The sequence below is a fragment of the Psychroflexus montanilacus genome (genome assembly GCF_020164535.1).
Lineage (GTDB): Bacteria > Bacteroidota > Bacteroidia > Flavobacteriales > Flavobacteriaceae > Psychroflexus > Psychroflexus montanilacus.
Genome location: NZ_JAIQZC010000001.1, coordinates 361,734 through 386,053, shown reverse-complemented (window position 1 = coordinate 386,053; position 24,320 = coordinate 361,734). Strand labels below are relative to the sequence as shown.

At 36.9% G+C, this 24,320-nt stretch carries 22 protein-coding genes; 10 read left to right on the top strand and 12 right to left on the bottom strand.

Translation table 11 applies throughout. The features are described from left to right. Positions 1–71 precede the first annotated feature (71 nt). Entirely contained in the window at positions 72–1,616 is a 1,545-nt protein-coding gene (locus LB454_RS01850; RefSeq protein WP_224462609.1) for a hypothetical protein, read from the top strand. Positions 1,617–1,625: 9 nt separating this feature from the next. Here LB454_RS01850 and LB454_RS01845 read toward each other — a convergent pair whose 3' ends face one another. Continuing rightward, the gene (locus LB454_RS01845; RefSeq protein WP_224462608.1) at positions 1,626–2,072 is read right to left on the bottom strand and encodes an Lrp/AsnC family transcriptional regulator; all 447 of its coding nucleotides are present in this window, start codon (positions 2,070–2,072) and stop codon (positions 1,626–1,628) included. A gap of 118 nt (positions 2,073–2,190) precedes the next feature. On the opposite strand from LB454_RS01845, the gene LB454_RS01840 reads away from it, so the two are divergent. Further along, positions 2,191–3,765 carry an asparagine synthase-related protein gene (locus LB454_RS01840; protein WP_224462607.1) on the top strand — a complete coding sequence of 525 codons (1,575 nt, stop codon included), beginning with the start codon at positions 2,191–2,193 and terminating at the stop codon, positions 3,763–3,765. A gap of 57 nt (positions 3,766–3,822) precedes the next feature. Here LB454_RS01840 and LB454_RS01835 read toward each other — a convergent pair whose 3' ends face one another. Together LB454_RS01835 and LB454_RS01830 are read right to left on the bottom strand one after the other, a co-directional pair. Further along, positions 3,823–5,409: an NAD(P)/FAD-dependent oxidoreductase gene (locus LB454_RS01835; RefSeq protein ID WP_224462606.1), complete on the bottom strand. Its 1,587-nt coding sequence runs from the start codon at positions 5,407–5,409 to the stop codon at positions 3,823–3,825. A 119-nt stretch (positions 5,410–5,528) separates the two neighbouring features. Beyond that, a complete protein-coding gene (locus LB454_RS01830) occupies positions 5,529–6,212 on the bottom strand; it encodes a type 1 glutamine amidotransferase domain-containing protein (RefSeq protein WP_224462605.1) in 684 nt (227 codons plus the stop codon). A 186-nt stretch (positions 6,213–6,398) separates the two neighbouring features. On the opposite strand from LB454_RS01830, the gene LB454_RS01825 reads away from it, so the two are divergent. Then, on the top strand, positions 6,399–6,860 hold the full coding sequence (locus LB454_RS01825) for a YehS family protein (RefSeq protein ID WP_224462604.1): 462 nt from the start codon (positions 6,399–6,401) through the stop codon (positions 6,858–6,860). Positions 6,861–6,893: 33 nt separating this feature from the next. Here LB454_RS01825 and LB454_RS01820 read toward each other — a convergent pair whose 3' ends face one another. From LB454_RS01820 to LB454_RS01805, 4 genes are all read right to left on the bottom strand, one after another. Beyond that, positions 6,894–7,412: a DinB family protein gene (locus LB454_RS01820; protein WP_224462603.1), complete on the bottom strand. Its 519-nt coding sequence runs from the start codon at positions 7,410–7,412 to the stop codon at positions 6,894–6,896. After that, positions 7,405–7,632, bottom strand: a complete 228-nt coding sequence (locus LB454_RS01815) for a VF530 family protein (RefSeq protein ID WP_224462602.1) — start codon at positions 7,630–7,632, stop codon at positions 7,405–7,407. Before LB454_RS01815 ends, LB454_RS01820 begins: the two co-directional genes overlap by 8 nt. An 11-nt stretch (positions 7,633–7,643) precedes the next feature. After that, positions 7,644–8,912, bottom strand: a complete 1,269-nt coding sequence (locus LB454_RS01810) for a DEAD/DEAH box helicase (RefSeq protein WP_224462601.1) — start codon at positions 8,910–8,912, stop codon at positions 7,644–7,646. Between the two features lie 157 nt (positions 8,913–9,069). Continuing rightward, on the bottom strand, positions 9,070–9,957 hold the full coding sequence (locus LB454_RS01805) for a phospholipase A (protein WP_224462600.1): 888 nt from the start codon (positions 9,955–9,957) through the stop codon (positions 9,070–9,072). 151 nt (positions 9,958–10,108) lie between these two features. On the opposite strand from LB454_RS01805, the gene LB454_RS01800 reads away from it, so the two are divergent. From LB454_RS01800 to LB454_RS01780, 5 genes are all read left to right on the top strand, one after another. Next, positions 10,109–11,581, top strand: a complete 1,473-nt coding sequence (locus LB454_RS01800) for an SLC13 family permease (protein ID WP_224462599.1) — start codon at positions 10,109–10,111, stop codon at positions 11,579–11,581. Between the two features lie 138 nt (positions 11,582–11,719). Beyond that, positions 11,720–12,319 carry a SatD family protein gene (locus LB454_RS01795; RefSeq protein WP_224462598.1) on the top strand — a complete coding sequence of 200 codons (600 nt, stop codon included), beginning with the start codon at positions 11,720–11,722 and terminating at the stop codon, positions 12,317–12,319. Further along, the gene (locus LB454_RS01790) at positions 12,316–13,032 is read left to right on the top strand and encodes a DUF3307 domain-containing protein (protein WP_224462597.1); all 717 of its coding nucleotides are present in this window, start codon (positions 12,316–12,318) and stop codon (positions 13,030–13,032) included. The genes LB454_RS01795 and LB454_RS01790 overlap by 4 nt, the downstream gene beginning before the upstream one ends. Before the next feature lie 58 nt (positions 13,033–13,090). Further along, complete coding sequence (locus tag LB454_RS01785; protein WP_224462596.1) at positions 13,091–13,879, top strand: dienelactone hydrolase family protein; 789 nt, start codon at positions 13,091–13,093, stop codon at positions 13,877–13,879. A 55-nt stretch (positions 13,880–13,934) separates the two neighbouring features. Continuing rightward, positions 13,935–14,834, top strand: a complete 900-nt coding sequence (locus LB454_RS01780; protein ID WP_224462595.1) for an AEC family transporter — start codon at positions 13,935–13,937, stop codon at positions 14,832–14,834. Between the two features lie 158 nt (positions 14,835–14,992). Here LB454_RS01780 and LB454_RS01775 read toward each other — a convergent pair whose 3' ends face one another. After that, positions 14,993–17,143: a M12 family metallo-peptidase gene (locus LB454_RS01775; RefSeq protein WP_224462594.1), complete on the bottom strand. Its 2,151-nt coding sequence runs from the start codon at positions 17,141–17,143 to the stop codon at positions 14,993–14,995. Positions 17,144–17,328: 185 nt separating this feature from the next. Between LB454_RS01775 and LB454_RS01770 the strand changes: the two genes are divergently transcribed. After that, complete coding sequence (locus LB454_RS01770) at positions 17,329–17,751, top strand: DUF4829 domain-containing protein (RefSeq protein WP_224462593.1); 423 nt, start codon at positions 17,329–17,331, stop codon at positions 17,749–17,751. A gap of 28 nt (positions 17,752–17,779) precedes the next feature. Here the strand turns inward: LB454_RS01770 and LB454_RS01765 are convergent, their stop codons facing one another. After that, positions 17,780–19,402 (bottom strand): family 16 glycosylhydrolase, encoded by a 1,623-nt coding sequence (locus tag LB454_RS01765; RefSeq protein WP_224462592.1) that lies wholly within the window; start codon positions 19,400–19,402, stop codon positions 17,780–17,782. A gap of 145 nt (positions 19,403–19,547) precedes the next feature. Between LB454_RS01765 and LB454_RS01760 the strand changes: the two genes are divergently transcribed. Further along, positions 19,548–21,971 (top strand): alpha/beta hydrolase family protein, encoded by a 2,424-nt coding sequence (locus tag LB454_RS01760; RefSeq protein WP_224462591.1) that lies wholly within the window; start codon positions 19,548–19,550, stop codon positions 21,969–21,971. Between the two features lie 204 nt (positions 21,972–22,175). On the opposite strand, the gene LB454_RS01755 is transcribed toward LB454_RS01760, so the two are convergent. The 3 genes from LB454_RS01755 to LB454_RS01745 form a co-directional block, all read right to left on the bottom strand. Further along, positions 22,176–23,252, bottom strand: coding sequence for an alkane 1-monooxygenase (locus tag LB454_RS01755; protein WP_224462590.1), 1,077 nt, complete (start codon positions 23,250–23,252; stop codon positions 22,176–22,178). A 156-nt stretch (positions 23,253–23,408) separates the two neighbouring features. Beyond that, on the bottom strand, positions 23,409–23,570 hold the full coding sequence (locus LB454_RS01750; protein ID WP_224462589.1) for a hypothetical protein: 162 nt from the start codon (positions 23,568–23,570) through the stop codon (positions 23,409–23,411). 168 nt (positions 23,571–23,738) lie between these two features. Continuing rightward, entirely contained in the window at positions 23,739–24,305 is a 567-nt protein-coding gene (locus tag LB454_RS01745) for a DUF4377 domain-containing protein (RefSeq protein ID WP_224462588.1), read from the bottom strand. Between the last annotated feature and the right edge of the window lie 15 nt (positions 24,306–24,320).

Here is a 24,320-nt window from a genome sequence, read left to right as displayed (position 1 = left end):
TTTACGATGTTCAATGGTTTTAATAATATATAAAATATTGGAAAACAGACTATTACGTAGATAATTTATTGATGATAAAAGATCAAAAAGATAATTTATTTTTACTGATTAAGTCCTTGACCAAGTCAGAAAAGCGTCAATTCAAACTTTATGTGGGTAGAATTGAAGGTAATGTCGACGCTAAATTTTTGAACTTATTCAATTTTTTGGATAAGGCTTCCAAATACAATGAAAAGGAAATTTTGAGCACAGGCTTTGTTAAAAAACAACAACTGGCTAATGTGAAAGCTCATCTCTACAAGCAAATCCTGATCAGTTTAAAATTAAATCCACTTCATCAAAACATCAGGTCTCAAGTAAGAGAGCAAACTGAATTTGCTACCATCCTTTATCACAAAGGATTATATAAGCAAAGTTTAAAAATTCTTGATAAAGCTAAGGAAATAGCAATTGCACATGAAGAGAAGACCCTGGTGTATGAAATTGTTGAGTTGGAAAAATTGATAGAATCACAATACATCACCCGAAGTATAGCCAGCAGAGCCGATGACTTGATTAGTCAGTCCAACTCTGTGAGCGAACTCAACGTCATTGCAGGAAAACTCTCAAATATGTCGCTGAAACTTTATAGCATTATCTTGAAATCGGGTTATGTAAAGAGCGATGAAGAAAAAACAGAAATCCTCGATTACTTTAGCAAGAATCTGCCAGATTTTGATATTCAAGATTTGGGCTTTAGGGAGAAATTGTGGTTGTATAATTCTCATTTGTGGCTGAGTTTTTTGGTTCAGGATTTTACATCCTGTTATAAATATTCTAAGAAGTGGGTAGAACTTTTTCACGACTTCCCCAAAATGATATCCCTCAACCCGGTTTGGTACCTTAAGGGTAATCAATATCTTTTAGAGTCTTTATTTTACATTCAGGACCATCAGAGATTTGAGCAGGTAATGCAGGAATTAGAAGTTAACATTCAGAAAAAATCTTTCCCCAAAGATGATAATATAGAAGGACTTGTGTTTTTATACCTTAACACGGACCGGTTGAATCTGTGTTTTATGAAAGGCTTATTTGAGGAAGGTTTATCGCTGGTGAATGGCATTTTAAAAGGAATCAAGCGTTTCAAAAACAGAATAGACGAACACCACATCATGGTGTTTTATTATAAAATCGCCAGTTTGCATTTCTGTGTGGGTAACAATAAAGAATGTATCCGGTATTTGAACTACATCATCAACAACAAGTCTTTGAGCATGCGCGAGGACCTGATGTGTTTCTCAAGAATTCTGAGTTTATTCGCACACTATGACGCAGGTATGGATTACCATCTGGAAACCCAATTGAAGAGCACCTATAAATTTTTGATGAAAATGAATGAGCTCAATGAAGTTCAGACTGAAATCATTAACTTTTTAAAGCAACTTCCAGATATATTTCCTCATGATGCTAAGTCTGCTTTTGAAGAGGTTTTAGCAAAATTGAAGAAATATGAAAATGATCCTTACGAGCGCAGAGCATTTTTATATCTGGATATTATTTCCTGGTTAGAAAGTAAAATCTCAAATACGCCTGTAGATCAGGTTATTCGGAATAAGTTTTTAAAACGCAACGCCTAACTTTTCCGATTAAAACTCAATTTCTCGGGTAAATGTTTGTTCCAGACAGATAAAGGTTTCTGTTCTCGCGACACCATCTATAGTTTGGATTTTATTACTTAAGACCTCGGTGAGGTGTTTATTATCACGACAAACCACTTTTACCAACAAAGAAAAATTACCGGTGGTGTAGTTGCATTCTACAACTTCGTTAATTTCTAATAAGGCTTTGCTTACTGTTCTATAAATATTGGCTTTGTTGAAGTAAATCCCAATAAAACTTTGAGTCTGGTAGCCGAGTTGATAAGTATCGATCATACTCTTAGATCCGGTGATGATTTTTTGTTCTTCCAGTTTTTTTAACCGAAGGTGAACCGCCGTAGGGCTCATGTGGCATACGTTTCCAAGGTATTTTAAGGAGGCTTTTGCGTCGGTACTTAAAATATTTAAGATTTTTCTATCCGTTTCATCTATCATCTTTATAATTTTTAGTGAAAAGCTAAATTAAAATTTTATTTTAAGAATTAATGGATCGAAGTTGTTTTATATTAAGTAATACCCCTTATTTGCTTTATATAATTAAAAATAAACTATCATGTGTGGAATATTTGTAGCCATCGACAGTGCAAAATCTAGTCAATTTTTAATTGATGAGTTCATGAAAATCAAACATCGTGGACCAGATGCATCAGACTTTAAAAGTATTAAGGAAAACACCTATTTTGGGTTTCATCGTTTAGCCATAAATGGCTTAACGCCAAAAGGTAATCAGCCCATGTACAAGAATGGTGTCTGGTTGGTAGCAAATGCAGAAATTTTCAATTATCTGGAACTCGCCACTAAATATGATATCACACTAGAAACAGGTTCAGACTGTGAAATCTTAATCGATTTGTATCAATTGATAGGAGAGGAGCAGATGCTGGAAGAAATCGACGGAGAATTCGCCTTTGTGCTTTATGATGAAGCCAAGGATTTATACATCGCTGCCAGAGATCATCTGGGTGTGAGAGGAATGTACATGGGGTTTGAAGATGCTGAAGTTTACTTTGCTTCCGAAAGCAAAGCCATTGCTTTCACCAAGCATCTCAACCAGTTTCCTCCAGGCCATCACTGGAACTCTTATACCGACAAAATAGTTCCCTATTTCATTCATGACTACGACACCACAGCATTTACTGAAGAAGAATACTGTCAGAAAATCAATGAATTACTGACGCAGTCTGTTGAAAAGCGCATGATGAGTGAGCGACCTCTGGGTTGCTTACTGAGTGGGGGACTGGACAGTAGTCTGGTAGCTGGAATTTTAGCCAGAAAATTAAAGGAAAAAGGGAAACAGCTGGAGACCTTTTCTATAGGGCTGGAAGGCAGTCCGGACATTACCGCAGCCCAAAAAGTGGCAGACCATATTGGTAGTAAGCACCACAGCATTACTTGTACGGAACAAGATTTCTTAGACGAATTAGAACACACTGTTTACATGCTGGGAAGCTATGATGTCACTACGATAAGAGCTTCAGTTGGTCATCAGTTGGTTGCCAAATATGTAAGAGATCATTCGGATGTCAAAGTCTTATTCTCTGGAGAAACAGCAGATGAATTCGGATCTTACCTCTATTTTCAAAATGCTCCAGATTCAGTTAGCTTTCAACAGGAATCTATCAGATTATTGAAAGACATTCAGTTTTTTGATATGAAGAGAGGCGATAGGTCCATTTCCAACGCAGGTCTGGAAGCCAGAGTTCCTTTTGCTGACAAGGCTTTTGTAAAATTCTTCATGTCGATTCCTCCAGAACTCAGAATGTTTTCCGATCAAAAAATCGAAAAATACCTGATCAGAAAAGCTTTTGAAGGAGAAGACTTAATACCAAGTGAAGTTTTGTGGAGACGCAAAAACGGTTTTTCGGACAGTGTGAGCAGTAAGCAAAAATCCTGGAGTGAAGTCATTAAAGATCATATAGAAACCTTGGTGTCTGATGAAGAATTTCAAACTGAAAAATTCAGATTTTCACCAGAACCACCATCAAAAGAAGCCTTTTTCTATTTGAAAACCTTTGAAAAGACTTATGGTTCGCATTTCCAACTGACGCCTTACCAGTGGTTGCCTAAATGGTGTGGAGATGTAAAAGATCCGTCTGCCAGAGTACTGGAGATTTATCAGGCAGATTAGAAACTTTTGTTTTCATGTTTGAAAACAGCCTGTTAAGTCGACAGGCTGTTTTTGTTTTTATGAATTTTCCTTTTCGGATACCATATTTGTAACAGCTTCAGCGCAGCGTTCACCATCAATAGCAGCAGAAACAATACCCCCGGCATAACCTGCCCCTTCACCGCAAGGAAATAAACCTTTCAGTTCTGGATGTTCTAAAGTATTTTCATCTCTGGGAATTCTTACTGGAGAAGAGGTTCGGGATTCTGGTGCAAGAATTACAGCGTCCGGATGATCGAAACCTTTCATCTTTTGAGTGAACTTTTTAAAGCCTTCGCGAAGTCTTTTGGTCATGGCTTTTGGAAAAATCGAATCCATTTCTACGGAAGTGGTTCCCGGCTGATAAGAGTTTTTTGGAATGGATGTCGATTTTCGTTTTGAAATAAAATCCTGAAGGCGTTGCGCAGGAACTCTTTGGGTTTCTCCTGCCAGTTGCCAGCATTTTTTCTCGATATATTCCTGAAATTTTAAACCTTTTAAAGGACCGTATTTTTCAAAATCAGCTAATTCTTCCTCATCGATGGTGACCACAATCCCAGAATTGGCAAACGGATTATTTCTCTTGGATGGCGACCAGCCGTTAGTCACAACTTCGCCTTCTGTTGTTGCGCAAGGAGCTATAATTCCTCCTGGACACATACAAAACGAGTAGACGCCCTTGTTATCCACCTGCTCTACCAGACTATAAGCAGAAGGCGGTAAATACTCACCTCGTTCTGGAGTTTTGTACTGGATTTGATCAATAAGGGACTGCGGATGTTCAACACGCACCCCCATGGCAAAAGTTTTGAACTCGATTTTAATGTTTCGCTCATACATGAGATAAAAAATGTCTCTTGCCGAATGTCCAGTAGCCAATATACAAGCATCAGCATAAATCTTTTCACTATGGTTCACTTCAATTCCGATCAGCTGATTTTCTTCTATGATAAAATCTGTCAGTTTGGTTTCAAAATGAATTTCACCACCAAAATTCAGTATAGTTTCTCTCATTTTAGTGATGATATCGGGTAACTTGTTGGTGCCAATATGCGGGTGAGCATCTACCAGAATATCTTCGCTCGCCCCATGTTCTACAAAGGTTTGCAATACTTTTTTTATGGTTTTCTTATTCCCTGACCTTGTGTAGAGTTTTCCATCCGAATAAGTACCGGCACCACCTTCACCAAAGCAATAGTTGGAATCAGGATTTACCAAATGTTCCTTGTTGATTTTCGCCAAATCCCGACGTCTTGCTCTCACATCTTTACCACGCTCTATGACTACAGGCTTAATGCCTTTTTCGAGCAGTTTTAAAGCTGCAAAAAGCCCGGCAGGACCGCTGCCAACGACCAAAACTCTTGGGCTTTGTTCTGTGACCTGATGATAGTTTTTCTTTTCTGTTTCAGGCCAAATGACGGATTCGTCTTTTAAGAAATAAGCTATTCTCAACTGATATTTAATCTGCCTGGCTCTAGCGTCTATAGAACGCTTCAAAATTTTGAATTCTAAAAGATTTTTTTCAGAAACACCAATAGATCTGGCCAAAGCTTCTTTTAAATCTTCCGGATGATGAGCAACTTCAGGGTTGACTCTTATGTCTACATAATGAGGTTGAGAGGGCATAAATTGAAAATAAAATGCAAAGGTAAGGAATATCCTATGTTTATAAATTGATAAACGCTTAAGGACATAAAAAAAGCCTTCCAAAAGAAGGCTTTAGTTAAGGTTGATTTAAATTGAAATTAGTGATTTAGCTGTTTAGCTAATAAATCAGCTACTTTTTCTGATGAAGCTGGATTTTGACCTGTAATCAGATTTCCGTCTTCAACAGCATAGGGTTGCCAGTCTTCAATTTTAGTGTAAACACCTCCATTATGGATTAACATATCTTCCAATAAAAATGGCACCACTTCAGATAATTGAACGGCATTTTCCTCCTGATTGGTAAATCCGGTTACTTTTTTTCCTTCTACCAGTGGTTTTCCATCTACATTTTTTGGGTGTTTTAATACGGCCGGCGCGTGACAGACAAAAGCAACAGGCTTTTTGTTGGCGTTAAACTCTTCGATGAGTTTGATCGAAGTTTGATCTTCGACAAGATCCCAAAGTACACCGTGTCCGCCTGGGTAAAATACAGCATCATAATCAGCTTCTTGAATATCGCTTAACTTATGAGTGTTGGCTAGCAAAGTTTGAGCTTCTTTATCTAAGTCGAAACGCTCTGTTGCCATTGTTTTAGCATCTTCAGTTTCAGAATTAGGATCGATAGGAGGTCGGCCTCCCTTTGGCGATGCCAAAGTGAGTTCAAATCCAGCATCTTTCAATTTGTAGTAAGGTGCCGCAAACTCTTCAATCCAGAATCCTGTTTTATTGCCTGTGTCTCCTAATTCATCGTTACTTGTGATAACAAATAGTATCTTTTTCATCTTTAAATGTTTTTATTACAAATTTAGAGCTTAAGAAGGGTTTTGATTCCGTTTTAAGTTAAGCTTAGACTTAATATTTGTTAATCTAATGTCCTGAAAAAAATAGCAGAAAAAATTTGTTTTAGTTTAGAAATAAAAGCATTTCTAAACTAGGCTTCATTATTTTTGAATTCTTAAATCTCAACTATGACCAACAACGATGTTTTACGACGATTGCGCTACACCTTTGAGTATACCGATTCTAAAATGATGTCATTTTTTAAATTGGGCGGTTTGGAAGTTTCCAGAACAGAGGTAAGCAATTGGTTGAAGAGCGATGAGGATGAAGATTTTATAGAACTAGAAGATCGTAAGTTAGCAGTATTTCTCAATGGCTTAATCGTTGCTCACCGAGGGAAAAAAGAGGGTAAAACGCCTGAAGCTGAAGCTTTTTTGAACAACAATGATGTTCTCAAAAAACTAAAAATTGCCTATGAACTCAAATCAGAAGACATCATTGAGTTATTTCAGTTAGCAGGAAAAACGGTAAGTAAACATGAGTTAAGTTCTTTTATGCGGCGTCCAACTCAACCTCAGTATCGAGAATTGATGGATCAATACCTCAGGAATTTCCTTTATGGATTACAGTTGAAACAAAAATCTAAATAAAGTATTCTGAATTTAATTCAGATCAAAATCAAGCTATAAGTTTAGTCTAGTTTTTAAAGCACTCACAGTCACGAATAATTGACCTATATGCCGCTGACTGTGTTCTGCTGCGTGAAACAACACGCCAATCTGCGTTGAAGGTAGTTGCTTTCTGCCTACTGAACGTAATTCAGTTAAATCGGTGTTTTTTAGTTGTTTAAAATAATTCAGAGCTTCATCAATTTTTAAATCCAGATGTTCTAGTAAAATGGCTAAGCTTATTTCAGAATTAGCTTTTCCTTCAGCTTCTAAATAATTAAATTGAATTTCAGAAAGTTGTTTTTGCTGAGCGTAAGTCAGCATTCTGTCGATGACTCCAGCAATGTGTTGCAAATGAAATCCGATGCTGGCTCTGCCGAACGGAGTCTCCCATAAGAACTTCTCATCAAAATCTTCGGTATAGCGATGAGCTTCAAGCTTTGTTTGTAACAAGGCATGAGCAGCAGGCTGAAGTAAAGCCGGAATATCTTCAATTGATCCTCTCAACCAGTACTCTGGAGTTGAATTATCCATTAATCTCTTTTTGAAACTTAACGTAAAGCTGTTCCACTTTAGTTCTGGCCCAGGGGGTTTTTCTTAAAAACTTCAAGCTAGATTTTATGGATGGATTTTCCTTGAAACAACGAATGTTAATTTGTTCTCCAAGTGTTTCCCATCCATAAAAGGCTTCAAGGTCCACCAGGATTTGCTCCAAAGTGATGCCGTGTAATGGATTGTTTTTTTGTGTTTCCACAGAATGTATCTTTAACGTCTGGATTTGCTGGAATTAGATCTTGAGTTTCCAGAGGGTTTACGAGAACCTTGCCCAGAATTAGACCTGGAATTACTTCGAGGTTTATTCCCTCTTTGCTGGGGATTGAAAGGCTTGGTCGAAGCATTCGGATCTGGCTCAAAACCTTCCAGAATGTCCATAGGAATTTTTGAACCGATTAGCTTTTCGATATCTCTCAAAAATACGGTTTCATCTGCACTTACCAAAGAAACCGCCAGTCCGCTGGCGCCGGCTCTTCCTGTTCTTCCTATTCTGTGGACATAATCTTCAGAAACATTGGGCAATTCAAAGTTCACCACATAAGGTAATAAAGGAATGTCAAGTCCACGAGAAGCGATGTCTGTTGCTACTAATACTTTTACGGTTCCACTTTTGAATCCTGCCAGAGCTTTGGTTCTGGCACCCTGACTTTTATTCCCATGAATCGCTGCAGCGCCAATTTTGGCCGCTTCCAGTTTTTTGGCGAGTTTGTTGGCACCATGTTTAGTTCTTGTAAACACAAGTACCTGATCCCAGTTACCTTCAGAAATGAGTTTGATCAGTAAATCTGTTTTTTTCTCCTTAGCAACTCGATAGACTTGCTGTTCAATCGCTTCCACCGTCGTATTTTCTGGAGTAGATTCAACAGAAATAGGATTTTTTAAAAAATCATTAGCTAGTGTTCTGATTTCTTTTGAAAAGGTAGCCGAAAATAATAGCGTCTGTCTTTGTTTTGGGATAAGTCCCATAATTTTTTTGATGTCTCTTAAAAAGCCCATATCCAGCATACGGTCGGCTTCATCGAGCACCAATATTTCAACTTTACTTAGAGATAATAAACCTTGATTGTTCAAATCGATAAGCCTTCCAGGTGTGGCGATTAAGATATCGACTCCATTTTTAATGGTCGATACCTGTGATCTTTGATTCACTCCACCAAAAATCACTGTCGATCTTAAATCGACGTATTTGCTGTAGTCTTTTACGTTTTGATAAATTTGAGCAGCCAATTCTCTGGTTGGTGTCAATATCAAAGCCCGTATGGGTCTATTGCGCTGAGGAGGAGTTTGAGATAGAGTATGAAGTACAGGTAGTGTGAAACCAGCTGTTTTACCAGTTCCTGTTTGTGCGGAAGCGAGAACATCTCGGCCTTCGAGTACTGGTGGAATGGATTTGGATTGAATAGGGGTTGGAGTTTCGTAACCTTGCTCGCTTACTGCTTTCAGAAGCGATTCTGAGAGTCCTAATGACTTAAATGACATAAAAAGTGTTTATGAAATGACACTAATTATTTATAAGGCCATTTCTTTATTTAGATGCAAAGGTACGTCTAAAAAGCTGCACGCTTATTTTAGTTCTTAAATAGATAAGTTTAAATTTAAATCTATTCTGAATTTAGGGCAAGCAAATCTGAAGTACCTACCAATCTATAAAAGAAATGCCAACGCCTAATGTGGTTTGGTTGTGATTGTAATCAATTAAAGTCTCACCGTATCCAGTAAAGGCTTGAATATGAAGTCTTAAATTGGATTTGACTGAATAAAAATAATTTAGTTCTAAACTTCCTCTGTGCTCGTCTAAATCCAAAGAACTTTTACCGATTAGATTGAAGCTATGCTTGTCTATATTATAAATTAAATTGGCCTCCATTCTCCCAATAAAGTCGCTTATAGCTGGGTTGTCATCTGTTTCCGGACTTTCAATTCTTATCCATGGTTTTAAGTACAATTGAAAATTATCTTTTTCGAAGGCAGCATGAAACATAAACCTGTTCCAGCTTCTGGACCTAGGTAAATCTCTACCGTTGGACTGATGGTTAAAGCCAAAACCAGCCATCCTTAAATCAACTCCAAAAATATCGATCTTCATCGGGAAATTGACAATTAGTTCTGGCTCATAATTCAATTCCCTGAAGGGCCTTGAAACCGGATCATTATAAACCTGCCAGTTGGCCAGTTGAGTATAACCCAACCATAAATCTCCGTGTCCAAAAAGAAAAGACTGAAGGAGTTTGGTCTTTAAACTCAACTGAAATTTGGCTTCAATATTATCATAGTTTTGAGCTTCATCGAAGCTGTTGTCAGGATTTTCACTTTGTGGAAGTTCATTTGGATCGCTGGACCATCTTACAGGTAACACATATATGGGTTTATAAAACGTCAGTTTAAACGTACCATTTTTATGTTCATCATCCAGTTCCCATCGCTCTGATAGAGATTTTTCAATTACAGCATCTTCTCCAAAAAAAGACTGGGACTTTGCTATAAAACTTATCAATAGAAAGAAAAGCAGATATTTTTTTTTCATGATCAAATTGGTTAAATACAAAAATAAGAAGATGAGTTGCCAATTTTGTAAACACGCCTTCATAATTCTTTGATAATTATTCTATCAGTTAAGTTTAAATTTTATGTCTAAATAAAAATGGATGATTAATTTATTTTTTTAGTTTTAACAGATGACTGCTAATTCTATTAAAGCTAACTTTTTAAAGACGCTAGGGCCACTTGTTTTTGTGGTTTTTTTATACATAGATGCACCAGCTTCATTGGGTGAAACTGGGTTCTACCTGATTGGAATTACAGTATGGATGGCAATATGGTGGATAAGTGAAGTGGTCCCTATTTCTGTTACAGCCTTACTTCCTATTGTTTTATTTCCACTTTCTGGTATCTTATCGATTTCAGAAACGACACAGCAATTTGGTCACAAATATGTCTTTTTATATGTAGGGGGATTTATCTTGGCAATTGCCATTGAACGTTGGAATCTACACAAACGAATAGCCTTACAGATTATTAAGTTTATTGGATCCAAAGCTTCTTATCTCATTTTAGGATTCATGCTGGCCACTGCTTTTTTATCGATGTGGATTTCTAATACAGCAACCACTGTCATGATGCTTCCAATCGCAATTGCTATTGCAAATCAAATTCAGAATCAAAATTTAGACCATCCAAATCAGAGTGCATTATTTTCAAAAGCATTGATGCTTTCCATTGCTTACAGTGCATCTATTGGGGGAATTGCCACACTTATTGGAACACCTCCTAATCTTGTCTTTGCAGGTGTTTTGGAAAATACATATGCTATTAAAATCAGTTTTTTTGAATGGATGAAGTTTGGACTTCCCGTCTCTTTATTCCTGCTTTTTATTTGCTGGAAGTACCTCACAAGTTTTGCATTTAAACTAAAACAAACCCAGTTTAATGGTGGTAGAGAAGAGGTTCAAGTTATGCTTTCCAAGCTTGGTAAGTTGAGTTATGAAGAAAAATGGGTAGGATTTGTTTTTATGCTTGCAGCTTTGGGTTGGATTTTCAGAAGCTTATTAGAAAGTATTATTTCTGGTATAGATGATACCATTATAGCTATTGCTGCTGCAGTACTCTTATTTTTAATCCCTACTAAAACTAAAAACAGAAAACTGCTCACCTGGACTGAAGCGGTTAAAATTCCCTGGGGAATCATCTTGCTTTTTGGAGGTGGAATGGCTTTAGCCAAGGGGTTTACAGAAACAGGATTAGCAACCTGGATAGCGAGTCAGATTAGTTTATTTGAAGGAGTAGGTGTTTTTCTTTTGGTTCTCATTATAGCTACGCTTGTAAATTTTTTAACCGAAGTCACCTCCAATTTAGCTACCACGGCTATGCTTTTACCTATTTTGGCTCCGGTTGCTCTGAGCTTTGATATGCACCCTTATTTGCTTATGATTGCAGTTACGCTTTCAGCCTCCTGTGCATTTATGCTTCCCGTTGCAACCCCTCCCAACGCTATAGTTTTTGGAGCTAATTATTTGAAGGTTTCAGATATGGCAAAAAAAGGAGTTTTGATGAACCTGATTTCAATTTTAATCATCGCTTTAGTCGTGTATTTCTTTATGCCTTATATCTTCCAATTAGAGTCATTAGCCTTTCCTGAATTCTTAAAGTAGATGATAGTTATATTCGATTTAAACATCGAATAATCATTAATTCGATTACAGGATCGAATAGTTAATAATTCGATTTAGGAGTCGAATAAGTAAAAATTTGATATATTAGTCGAATATTAAAATTCAAATTGAAAAGTCATGACAGCCATCATAACAGGAGATATTGTCAATTCAAGAGAAAATAAGTCCTCAGATTGGTTGGAGTCTTTAAAGCTGGCCTTGAATAAATATGGGGATTCTCCTAAAGATTGGGAGATTTATAGAGGCGATAGCTTTCAAATCAAAACCGATGTTAACAAGAGTCTGGAGGCTTGTTTTTACATCAAAGCCTGTATCAAAGAGTATGGTTCGCTAGATGTGAGAATGGCTATAGGAATTGGAAATACAGAGGGAGTTTCAGGAAAAATCACAGAAGACCAGGGCGAAGCTTTTTACAGATCTGGTGAATGTTTTGAAAATTTGAAATCCAATCATTTAGCCATAGACACAGGAAATCCAAATCATAACAAAGTATTGAATCTGATGTTTGAACTAGGTGCTCTGACTTTTGATACCTGGACAAGTATAGATGCTTTAACTCTCAAAACGGCTTTAGAATTCCCAAATAGTACACAGAAGGAAATTGCAAAAAAACTTAATAAATCGGCTAGTACAGTCAGCTTTACTCTACAAAAGACCGGGTATAAAGAGATACTAAAATTACTGGCTTATTATAACCAATTAATTGTGAGCTTATGATTGCTGTACTTTTAAAACTCTTGCTGGCTCATTTTATCGGAGATTTTGTTCTTCAGCCTTATAAATGGGTTCAAAGCAAAGAAACGGAAGGTTTAAAGTCTAAGTATTTTTGGTTCCATATTGGGATTCATTTTATACTCATGCTTGTATTTATAGGGTTTCAACAGAATCTAATACCTATAGTAATAGGCATTGGCTTGAGTCACCTTGTTATAGACTACTTTAAAATAAAATTGAATCATAAATTTTCTTCCATTCGGCTTTTCTTTTTAGATCAAGGTTTGCATTTATTGGTCATTTTGATAAGTCTGGGATTTTATTTTGATGTTGACTGGTCCGCATTAGTAGAAATTCAAGACTCCTGGCTTGTACTTTTATTGGCCTTGGTATTAATCACTTATGTTTCAGGAGTAATCATGAAAGTTCTACTTTCCAAGTGGAATCTTGAAAATTTTGAAGGAGAAGCTCTACACAAAGCAGGCTGGTATATAGGGGTTTTAGAGCGCTTATTCATCTTAGGATTTGTAGTAACAGATTACTGGGCGGGCATAGGTTTTTTGATAGCCGCCAAATCTATTTTTCGGTTTAGTGATTTATCAAGGTCCAAAGACAGAAAACTTACAGAATATGTGCTTATAGGCACCTTATTGAGTTATGGACTTGCTTTAGTTATAGCTATAGTAAGTTACAGGTTGTGGATTTTTTTGAGTTAAATTTCATTTCAAATTAAAATTGAAATATATTTAAGCCAAGAACTAATACCATCATAAGATGAAATCACTAACAGTCTTTTTAAGTTGTATGTGGGCTTTATCCGTGTCCTCACAAACTGACATCGAAGTTTTAGAGCAATCGCCAAGACATCAGGAGTGGGTTGAACTGGAAAGCAATGGAAGAACATTGCACAATTTTGTAGTGTATCCTGAAATATCAGATCGAACAAAAGTGCTTCTTGTTATTCATGAAAACCGGGGACTCAACGATTGGGCAAGACGCTTTGCTGATGAACTTGCAGAAAAAGGGTTTATAGCAATAGCACCAGATTTACTCTCCAATAGTTCAGAAGGAATTTCAAAAACGAGCGACTTCGAAAACTCTGATGCAGCTAGAACGGCGCTTTATAACTTAGATTCAGATCAGGTTTTTGCAGATTTGGATACAGCTTTTGACTATGCAAAATCAATCAAAGCAGGTACAGGGGAAGTATCGGTCATAGGGTTTTGCTGGGGAGGCTCACAAAGCTTTGCTTATGCAACGCATAATCCAGATCTGGAAGAGGCTTTTGTTTTTTATGGTACAGCACCAAAAGCAATGGAGGATTTAGTTAATATTGAAATTCCGATATATGGATTTTATGGCGGAAACGATGCGAGAGTCAATTCTACGATCCCGGAAACAGAAACAAACATGAATAAACTAGGTAAATTTTTCACCTACAACATTTATGAAGGAGGCGGGCATGGGTTTATGCGTAGTGGTGCTCAACCCGATGCTTCTGAAGGTAATAAAATGGCACGGGAAGAGGCATGGCAGGGTCTCCTTGAAATTTTGAATCCTTAATCGTACCAAATTATTACTTTTGCTGACTTTTTCTAATCTAGTGTTGTAAGATAGCATGAGTAATTTTATTTTGATTATTGTCTGTCTCATAGGGGGAGTGTTTCTAAGTAAATTGAAGTCATTTCCACCAAATGCTCACAAAGGCATCAATGCATTTATATTTTACGTTTCCCTTCCAGCATTATCTTTAAGGTACATTCCACATATAGATTATCGTTACGAAATCCTTTTTCCAGCGTTGATGCCTTGGCTTGTATTTGTCATTGCAGCTGCTTTATTCTTATCGTTGGGAAGAATTTTCAATTGGCATAAACATTTAATAGGTTGTCTCATCTTGTGTTGTGGTCTGGGAAACACTTCTTTTGTAGGCTTCCCACTTTTAAAGCTATTTTACGGAGATAGATCTATTCCTTTTGGTATTTTGGCGGATCAGCCCGGCTCTTTTATGGTTATGGCAACCTTAGGTATTTTTACGGCGGTATATTTTCAAGAAGGTAGAGGAAATTTTAAGCCTATTGCCAGGAAAATAATTCAATTTCCACCATTCATAGCATTTTTAGTAGCTTTACTACTCACGTTTGTCGATGTTCCAAAAACACTTAACGACGTTTTTGAAACTCTGGGTTCAACCTTAAGTCCATTAGCATTATTCTCTATTGGCACTCAGCTCACCTGGAAGACCAAAAACTTCGAGTTCTGGCCTTTTAGTATTGGGCTGGTGTATAAGTTGTTTATGTCACCACTTATCATCTTCATGATTTATTCAAAATTAGCCTCACCACAAGACCTTATTATCAAGGTGTCTATCATTGAAGCCGCAATGGCTCCAATGATCACAGGGGTATTGTTAGCCATTGAATATAAGTTAAGACCAAATCTGGCCAGTATGTTTGCTGCTGTAGGCATCCCTCTTTCTATACTCACTACCTGGCTCTGGTTTTCTTTTTTAGGCTGAATTTGCTTCTGCTAAGCTATAGTCTGAGAGAACTAAGTTTCACGTTTTCATTCACTTAATCGAGCGTGTTTCAAGAGTTAAGTTTTTTAAAACAAGACATACTTCGAATAATTAGCAATGCGCCTGAAACGTAACTAATTTTTTTAAAATCCTTTATCTTACTTTTTGATAATTCGTTTGATAAATTTAGTATTGTTCTTATAGAAAGTAATAAAATACACACCAGTATGAAGGTAGCTTAAATCTAAAGTAGTTTCTGATTGAGAATTCATTTCCTGGCTATGTATGTGTTTTCCATTCATGTCATTTAAAATAAGTCTATCAAAATTAATTGATGAATTTATGATCAAATTGGTCTCAAAAGGGTTTGGATAGATCCGGATGTCATTGTCTGCAAATTCTTGAGATGATAATGTCTCACAAGAGACATAAATCTCCCACCCACTTCTAGTCACAGAAAAATTCGAATTAAATTCTACAGTAATCGCTCCCTGAGGATTGGTTGCTTCAAAAAATGTTCTGTCCAAATCATTACCAGACAATAACTCACCGTCATCAAACACAGGAGAATTTGAAGATTCTCCATCATAAATTGTCATGAAATCATTTCCGTTTTCAAGGTCGAAATCATTAATAGTAAAACTTATCTTATTTTCAGAATCATTTGGATAAAATGTTTTGACGAGGGATTCATTGTTCCTGTAATTACCATTGAGTCCTCCAGTGTCTGAAAATGTTCTGCCTTCACACCAATTATCATCTGTAAGAAAAATGGTACTCAATACTCCTCCAAAGTTACCATTGGAACAATTATTAGCTACTATTATTTCATAATATGTGTTTGGTTCTAAATTAGTATAAACGATTTCATTATCGGTTGTCTCTAAAAAGTTGGTAGGTGTATTTAACTTATGAATACTATAAGTCCATGAATTTGAGATAACATCTTCGATAGTCAATGTAAAGGCGCTTAAATCTGATTGATCTACGCTTAAGCCTGCTATGGTTCTCATACAAGAATCTATACAATCTGTTCCAAGGCAAGGTTTATTATCGATAGTATTGCTCATGTGTTCTTTTACCTGAGGGTGAAATCCTAGAGCTAAATTCATGCCCACAGCATCCAGGTGACAATAACTCATGACTGTACCGCCTTCATCAGGTATCTCTGCATCATCGCAACCCTCAGAATAGCCGTTATTTGGGCCGCATGAATCAATTGCAGAACTATCTCCATTCCAAAAACAAGCATGGGTATGCGGAGAGCCTAACGAATGTCCCATTTCGTGAGTAATCACATTAATGGTCCATGAATAAGTAGGTAATTCCTGATAATTTAGAGATAATCCAGAAAATGCATGCCTAAATTCTGAACATAAACTATTTAAATAAGCAACTCCACCTGATACAGGTAAATCTATAAGATGACCTAAGTCTCCATTAAACGCAATTCGATTATTTCTAAAGTATTCTAGCTTATCGAGATTACTACCAGTGTATGGGTCTTCTTCCTGCCAAATCAAAACTTCACTAAGAGCTGTAGATATATCTGAATTGCTGAATAAAGTAGCAACTATATTATGTACTGAGGTAATCCAGTTGGTAGTTTCATCTACTGACGAAGAATTGTTGGTATAAATATCATTGGTAAGTTCATAAAAAACTTTCACACAATTTTCAGTTGAAGTCGAATTACCGCTAAACTCCGATGGTGGTATCAAGTCTCCAATTTGTTCAAGTTCATCGACATCACATATAAAATCATTTTTAATAGTCATTTTTGAATCATTATATATGATATACTGATCACTATTTTTGAGTTGGGCAACAATTCTGTTGCCTTGATATGGCTCTGAGATGATACCATTAAGGTTTTTTTCGAAAAAATTAAACACAGCTAAGGTATTACGATCGTCGTTCACTATTCCACGATAGTACAATCCTGGGCTGTAGCTAAGTTTTTTATCATCTTGATTTCGAACTTTAAAGTCGTCTGTTACAACTTGATGTTTTTGCATTTTGACGGACAATGTGTCGTTAGCATGAATGATTTCAAAATGAATAAATTCTGGTTTTTCCTTTTGAATATTCAAAAGTGAAGTTTTATTAATAGAAATGGGTTCTATATCGGTTGCGACTTCAATTAAAGAGGGATTTATTTTTTGATTTGAAGTAGAAAAGATAGGATAGCTCTTGAAGGTTTTATTCTTTTTATCTGCATTTTGAATGGCTTCTTGAAATGAAGGATAATTTTGACAAAAAATTAGATTGCAGAATAAAAAGAATAGTAATGAGGATATAGTTTTCATAAAATGTGTTTCTTAACAACAAATTTAGTTTTACTTAAACTTTTATCATCTCAAAAAGCTAAATATCTTTTCGGTTTATGTAAATTAAAATGGAAAATTAAGAATCAATAAGTTAAATAATTACATAAAATTTGATTCGAACTGCAGGTTTGGCTAAGTTTAGTAGCATATCTAAAAAAAATATCATGAAAATAATACTTTTACCATTTATTTTATGTCTTGCATTTATGAGTTCTAAAGCTCAAACCCCCTCTGAAGTTGTGGATTTGTTCTTTACTGCTTTAAATTCTAAAGACATAGCGCTTCTTGAGAGTTTATCTACGGAAGACCTTCAAATTCATACCTTAAACATAAAAAATGATAACACTTTAAGTAAACAAACGCTAAGTGAGTTTTCAAATGGACTAAAATCTATACCTGAAAACGATACCATTCAGGAAAAAATAAGGTCTAAAGAATCTATAGAATCAGAGCATTTGTCCCAGTATACTTTAGCTTATTCCTTTTATGTGAATGATGAACTTACACACTCCGGAACTAATGTTTTAACGCTTATAAATACCGAAAAAGGCTGGAAAATCAGTTATATAGCAGATACAAGAGAATAACTGCATTGCCAGCAATGCAATGATTAATCTAGTTTTTTATGATTTTGTAGGTTTTACTCGATGCCTTACTTTTTTGTTTAAATAAATAGACTCCAGAGTCCAAGCCCGACATATCAATTTTTGTTTTCTTATTATCTAGCTTATGAACCTCCAGAAGTTGTCCCTGGATAGTGTAAATTTCAAGATTATGATCTTCAAACTGATTCTGGATTGATACGTTAACAAATCTATTGACAGGGTTTGGATAAATTTTTAATTTAGAATCAGGTGTTACCTCTCCCGTTCCAAGAGTGCTTTCCTGGTATACTCTTACATAGTCAATTTCCATTGTACTTTCTGTAAAATTGGGATCAATACTTGATTCTATTGCCGTGTTTAATAAAATATACTGTTCTTCTGTAAAAGGCCATGTATCTGGGTTTTGAACTTCTGGTTCATAGACATAATGTACATTACCATCGACACTGAAAACCATTCTATCTTCATACCAGTCTAAAGTATAAGTATGAAACTCAGTTGACGCTGTAGGTATGATTTGTCCACCGTGATTTATCGTTCCTCCAAAACTTGAAGGCGTGTGCATAGCACTTTGTACAAAATTTTGGTTATCACCCCAGTGTTCCATGATGTCTATTTCACCACATGCAGGCCAGGGTGTTGTGCCATAACCTTCATTGTCCCAGTATCCGCCAGTTTCTTGAATATTTTTACCAAGCATCCAAATCGCTGGCCAGGTTCCAACTCCTGTAGGGAGTTTTGCTCTCACCTCTACACGGCCATAAGTAAATGCGAATTTTGAATTCAGTCGGGCTGAGGTATATTCTTTGGTTACTCCCTGGTCGGTAAAGGTTTCTTTTTTAGCCACCAAATGCATAACTCCATCTTCCACAAAAGTATTATCGACACGATCTGTATAATGCTGAATCTCTCCGTTGAACCATGAACTACCGTTTGGTAATTCTGTTTGGTGAAACCATTTTTCTGAATTCAATTCTCCATCGTTATCAAATTCATCAGACCAAACAAGTTCATCATAAACTGGATCGTCTGGATTATCCGGGTCAGTATCTGCATCTCCACCTTCAAAATAAAAGTCATCTATATAAGCAACTACCAAATCAGTATTATTTTCTCCATTGACCTGAAGGACAACTCGATTGAAATCATCTCTGGTCAATGGATCTGGGGAGTTAGGGTCCAAATTGATGTAGTTATCTTCTGAAAAATCAAATATGACTGTCTGCCATTGATCCAGTTCTAGAGGTTTGATAATTTCAGTCTGATTGGACCAAGGTTCCTGCTGATTTCTGTTTTGTAGTTTTAAAGAAATCTGGTTGGGTTGATTTCCGGTAACACTTTCAGAAGCGATATAGATATTTAAGCTAAAGGGGGTTTCATCCCCAAGTATAACGGGTTGAGAAGAATCAAAGCCAATATTTGAGTACTCGCCACCTGTATCTTCATACTTTAAAACTTTCGCAGAAGGATTTTCCTGGTTTATTACAGGATTATCAAAATCCGTATTCATTTCAATATCATCAGCATACCATGTAGAAATGGTAGAGTCATCATCAAAGTTGTCTTTCAGAAGTTGTGAATATGAACACAAACTCAATGAAAAAAACAACAAAGTCATCAATAATTTAGTCATAAAATTTAATTTGTCGCAATATACTCATAGCTAGACGTTTCTGGCAATGACTGAGTGTTAAAAGTATTTATCATAACCATACGAGATTTAGATTTGACCATTAGGCTCAAAATATCTAAATTTAAAGACAAATAAATTTAGACTTATGAAAAAACTATTTTTTGTATTTTGCGCAGTATGGCCTTTGCTCGGCTTTAGTCAAATTGACCTTGACTACCAGCAGCCTCATGAAGATATTTTGGAATTGGCAGATGTGCCAATGCCACCCTCGATGAGCATCAATCCCGACGGAAGTAAGGCTTTACTTATTTATCGCAATCAATACCAAACCATTGAGGACTTGGCAGAAGATGAACTTCGTCTGGCAGGTTTGCGTATCAATCCCAAAACCAACATCAACAGCCGTACGCGCTTCTACACAGACCTTAAATTGTTTGACACCAGAAAGAAAAAGGAGTCCGACATCAAAAACCTACCGCAGAATCCCAAAATTTCCAACATCAATTGGTCGCCAAAGTACAATTACATCGCTTTTACGCAGACCACAGCCACTGGAAATGAACTCTGGATCATCGATTACAAAAAGAAATCTGCCAGCCGCCTTACCGAGGCGACTGTGAACGGAAATATGGGAACAACACTCACCTGGCTGCCAGATGAATCTGCAATTCTTGTAAAAACCCTCCCCAAAAACCGGCCAGAACTCATCGATGCTGACAATAAAGTTCCTACAGGGCCTACGGTTTCTGTCAACGAAGCCGGAACCGAAGCTCAAAACAGAACCTATCAGGATTTATTAAAAAATAAAGACGATGAGTTCAATTTTGTGGTTTTAGCAACTTCAGAAATTCATAAAGTGGACCTCAAAGGAAACCAAAGCCTTTGGAAGCCCGAAGGCATGTATGGGAGTTTATCTGTTTCTCCAGATGGGAATTATATAATGGTATCCGAGATCAAAAAACCTTTTTCTTATATCGTCACCTATGGAAGATTTCCAACCACTTACAATATCTATAAAGCAGATGGAGAACTGGAATATACGGTGGCCGATATTCCTTTGATTGAAGAACAACCCAAAGGATTTATGTCTACAAGAACAGGCCGTCGAAGTATGTCCTGGAGAAACGACCAGCCAGCCACCATCGTCTGGGCAGAAGCTCTGGACGAGGGTGATGCCAATAAAGAAGTGGATTTCAGAGACGAGGTCTTTCAATTAAAGGCTCCATTTAAAGGAGAAAAAGAATTTCTGGCCAAAACAAAACTGCGTTACTCTGGCATTACCTGGGGAAATGAGTCAACTGCTCTGTTGACTGAGTACTGGTGGAATTCCAGAACTTTAAGAACAAGCTTTATCAATCCTTCCAAGCCCAAAGCGGATCCAGTATTGTTCAACGAGAGAAATTACCAGAATACGTATGATAATCCAGGAAGCTTTGTGACTACCAAAAATGATTTGAACCAATCTGTTCTTGAGATTTTGGACGGGAAATTAACTTTAACAGGTCAGGGCTATTCTGAAGAAGGTAAGTTTCCATTTGTGGATGAATATGATTTAAAATCCAAGGAAACCAAGCGCTTGTTCCAGGTCGAAGAGTCTGATTATCTGGAGTCTTTTGTCAATATGATTGATGCCAAAAAAGGACTGATGTTGACCCGACTGGAAAGCAGCAATGAGTTTCCCAACTATTACTTCAGAAACATTAAGACGGGTCAACTAGAACAGATTTCCGATTTTGAAAATCCGTTCAAGGCCATTCAAAATGTAGATAAAGAAGTCATTACCTACAAGCGGGAGGATGGACTGGAATTGTCTGCCACTTTATACTTGCCAGTTGGCTATGACAAGACCAAAAAAGAAAAAATGCCGATGTTGATGTGGGCGTATCCACGGGAGTACAAAGACAAAAACAGTGCTTCGCAGGTTACTTCCAATTCCAAAGAGTTTACCTATCCTTATTACGGTTCGCCGATTTATTGGGTGAATAGAGGTTATGTAGTTTTGGATGATGCTGCCTTTCCTATTATTGGAGAAGGCGAGGAGGAGCCGAATGACAGCTTCAAAACGCAGTTGGTGGCCAATGCCAAAGCAGCCATTGATGCTGTGGATGATTTGGGCTACATCGACCGAAATAAAGTGGCCGTAGGCGGACATAGTTATGGTGCATTTATGACTGCTAACCTCTTGTCTCATTCTGATTTGTTTGCGGCAGGAATAGCTAGAAGTGGTGCTTATAACCGAACGTTAACGCCGTTTGGCTTCCAGTCTGAAGAGCGCAATTACTGGGAAGCTCCAGAAGTGTACAATACTATGTCGCCCTTTATGAATGCTGAAAAAATGAAAACTCCGCTATTGCTCATTCACGGCCAGGCCGATAATAATTCCGGGACGTATCCAATGCAAAGTGAGCGTTACTTCAACGCGCTGAAAGGCCTTGGCGCCCCAGCGCGATTGGTCATGTTGCCTAAGGAAAGTCATGGCTATGCGGCCAAGGAAAGCATTATGCACATGTTATGGGAGCAGGACCAGTGGCTGGAGAAATATGTAAAAAATCGAGAGGTTCAGGAGTAATATGTCTTCTGAATTTGATTCAAGAAAAGACTGGGAGCTTACTGCTTCTGGTCTTTTTGTTTTAGTTCAACTACTAGAGCCTTCAGGTTAACCTTAAAACCTCTGACGAGCATGTTGAAGTTTGTTAGGAGCAATTAAGTTCACTACCAACATCTTCAAATTTACACGTGGCAAATTCAGCAGAAAACCAGAAAAAATTGAAACTTAAGCGATCTGTTTAAGTTGGTTAGTCGCTAATTCTCGCATGTCTTTTGGAACTTTGGGATTCATGAGTGCAAACCAAAGCGGTGGAATAAACGTCAAGAGAATGCTGGTAGGGTAACCGTAGGGCAGCTCTGGACTTGTGTCGTGATAATCTAGTAATTGGTAATTTTTATTTGCTCTGAAATGATGGTCGCTGTGTCTGGTAAGTTCGTAGAGTAAAATTCTACCAAGTAAATGGTTGGAGTTCCAGGAATGGATCTCCTTTACAGGATAATACCTACCACTTGGGCGTTGCTGCCTCAATAATCCGTAATGCTCGATATAATTGATACTTTCCAGCAACAAGAATCCTACAACTCCCATGGCGATTGCCAAAAGTGCGGTTGTCCATGAAAAAAGAATAAACAAAGCACTGATGTAAGTTAGTTGTAAGGCAGTATTGATCAGCATAGAATTGTGAAGTGACCAGAACGCCTCATTTTTGGTCGCCAGCAACTGGTTCTGAAGCTTCCAGGCATTCCAGTACTGTCTTGTGGACGACGTCAGCCAAAAAGAGTAAACAGATTGATTGAGTTTGGCAGTAGCTGGATCTTCCGGCGTGGAAACTTTGGCATGATGACCAAAATTATGCTCTATGGTGAAATGCGTGTAATGGGAGGGAAGCAATAAAAACTTAGACACCCATTGGCTACAGGTACTGGTCCTGTGTCCGAGCTCATGAGCTACATTGATGCCATTGCTGCCCAGAACAATACCAACGCTTAGGAGCAAACCAAGGGTTTGAAGGCTTGTCAATTCATAACGTTCCATTGAAACTAAGGCAAAACCCAGGATGAAATATACCAGAGGCAGATTGAAATACAGCAGCCAATCAAAAAAAGGATGAGCAGCTTTAGTTTGCTTTTCAGTACTTGACAAATTTTTTGAATACTGGGGTGTGAAAACTTCTACTAGAGGAACTATACCAAAAGTAACAACAGGAGTTAAGAAACTCAATTGCGAAGGATATATAAGTCCCAAAACTGCAGTGATGGAAATAATATAAGCTGTAAGGTATTTCAAGTCCTTAAAATTCATTTGAAAATCAACAAATTAATATCTATAAATTTAATAAATAATTTAAGATTTTCCTTTCTTAAATGTTCTTATGAAAAAATAAGATTTAAGGTATAGATAGTGCAAACCTCAGCTTTCATTTTATAAGTTGCTGTTATTTTAAACCATTGGTATTTTTTAATACCGGTATTGATTTAACATAGCTGTGGTTTTAGCTTTTTTAGTGCTTTTCATTTTCTTTTCTTCTTTTTCTTTTTTTTCTGGAAGATCACTTGATTCTAATGATTCTGTGTATGTAGAAACAGTTAATGAAACGAGGAGGAGGATGATTTTTTTCATGATTGTTGGTATTAGGATTTTCGAATAGATATGGTGTAATAGAAGCAATTTATTTTATGTCTACTCAGCTTTAAATTTCTTAGATACCAGAGTGCTAATACCTACAAGCGTTTTTATTAAAGAGTAGACTTTAAAAGTAAATGAAGTAAGGTAGTCACACCTTGAGTTTTAAAGTTCGATTTCTAGAAGTTCAACCGTTTGATCTCCGGCATGTCTAAAAATTCCTTTGACATCTGTTTGAGAATTTAGATGACTATCTAAATCATCACAAAGTTCGTTACAGTTCACGTCAATTTGGTTAAGGAGTTGAAGACCAGAGTCATTGGTGATAAAACTAAAATCATCAATCTTTAAATCCATTTTGAAATTAACTTCAGCACCTACTTCTTCTTTTGATGAAATGCTTCTTAATGAATAATTCACGGAACTTGCATCTGCGGGAGGGTTAGCAAGAGTAGTTTTATTTACAGAAAGGGAATAGATAAATCCAGGTTCATAATCAAAGCCTTCAATAAAAATAAAATTTTCCCATTTGTTTGTACCAATATTGTCACCTTCTTGATAACGCAAACCCAAATAAGGAGTTGTTTCATTAGAGGGTATTGGTGAAATGAGCATAGTTTCTGGATAATGATCGATTCTCATTTCAACAAGTTCAGTAGAATTATCATCATCACTGGAACAAGACATAAGCAGTGTTGATATAAACAGCAGGAGTAAATTGATTTTTTTCATGATTGAGTTATTTTT

Coding starts and splice junctions, on each gene's coding strand:
- LB454_RS01850 (WP_224462609.1), top strand. CDS start 72: ATGATAAAAGATCAAAAAGATAATTTATTTTTACTGATTAAGTCCTTG.
- LB454_RS01845 (WP_224462608.1), bottom strand. CDS start 2,072: ATGATAGATGAAACGGATAGAAAAATCTTAAATATTTTAAGTACCGAC.
- LB454_RS01840 (WP_224462607.1), top strand. CDS start 2,191: ATGTGTGGAATATTTGTAGCCATCGACAGTGCAAAATCTAGTCAATTT.
- LB454_RS01835 (WP_224462606.1), bottom strand. CDS start 5,409: ATGCCCTCTCAACCTCATTATGTAGACATAAGAGTCAACCCTGAAGTT.
- LB454_RS01830 (WP_224462605.1), bottom strand. CDS start 6,212: ATGAAAAAGATACTATTTGTTATCACAAGTAACGATGAATTAGGAGAC.
- LB454_RS01825 (WP_224462604.1), top strand. CDS start 6,399: ATGACCAACAACGATGTTTTACGACGATTGCGCTACACCTTTGAGTAT.
- LB454_RS01820 (WP_224462603.1), bottom strand. CDS start 7,412: ATGGATAATTCAACTCCAGAGTACTGGTTGAGAGGATCAATTGAAGAT.
- LB454_RS01810 (WP_224462601.1), bottom strand. CDS start 8,912: ATGTCATTTAAGTCATTAGGACTCTCAGAATCGCTTCTGAAAGCAGTA.
- LB454_RS01805 (WP_224462600.1), bottom strand. CDS start 9,957: ATGAAAAAAAAATATCTGCTTTTCTTTCTATTGATAAGTTTTATAGCA.
- LB454_RS01800 (WP_224462599.1), top strand. CDS start 10,109: ATGACTGCTAATTCTATTAAAGCTAACTTTTTAAAGACGCTAGGGCCA.
- LB454_RS01795 (WP_224462598.1), top strand. CDS start 11,720: ATGACAGCCATCATAACAGGAGATATTGTCAATTCAAGAGAAAATAAG.
- LB454_RS01790 (WP_224462597.1), top strand. CDS start 12,316: ATGATTGCTGTACTTTTAAAACTCTTGCTGGCTCATTTTATCGGAGAT.
- LB454_RS01785 (WP_224462596.1), top strand. CDS start 13,091: ATGAAATCACTAACAGTCTTTTTAAGTTGTATGTGGGCTTTATCCGTG.
- LB454_RS01780 (WP_224462595.1), top strand. CDS start 13,935: ATGAGTAATTTTATTTTGATTATTGTCTGTCTCATAGGGGGAGTGTTT.
- LB454_RS01775 (WP_224462594.1), bottom strand. CDS start 17,143: ATGAAAACTATATCCTCATTACTATTCTTTTTATTCTGCAATCTAATT.
- LB454_RS01770 (WP_224462593.1), top strand. CDS start 17,329: ATGAAAATAATACTTTTACCATTTATTTTATGTCTTGCATTTATGAGT.
- LB454_RS01765 (WP_224462592.1), bottom strand. CDS start 19,402: ATGACTAAATTATTGATGACTTTGTTGTTTTTTTCATTGAGTTTGTGT.
- LB454_RS01760 (WP_224462591.1), top strand. CDS start 19,548: ATGAAAAAACTATTTTTTGTATTTTGCGCAGTATGGCCTTTGCTCGGC.
- LB454_RS01755 (WP_224462590.1), bottom strand. CDS start 23,252: ATGAATTTTAAGGACTTGAAATACCTTACAGCTTATATTATTTCCATC.
- LB454_RS01750 (WP_224462589.1), bottom strand. CDS start 23,570: ATGAAAAAAATCATCCTCCTCCTCGTTTCATTAACTGTTTCTACATAC.
- LB454_RS01745 (WP_224462588.1), bottom strand. CDS start 24,305: ATGAAAAAAATCAATTTACTCCTGCTGTTTATATCAACACTGCTTATG.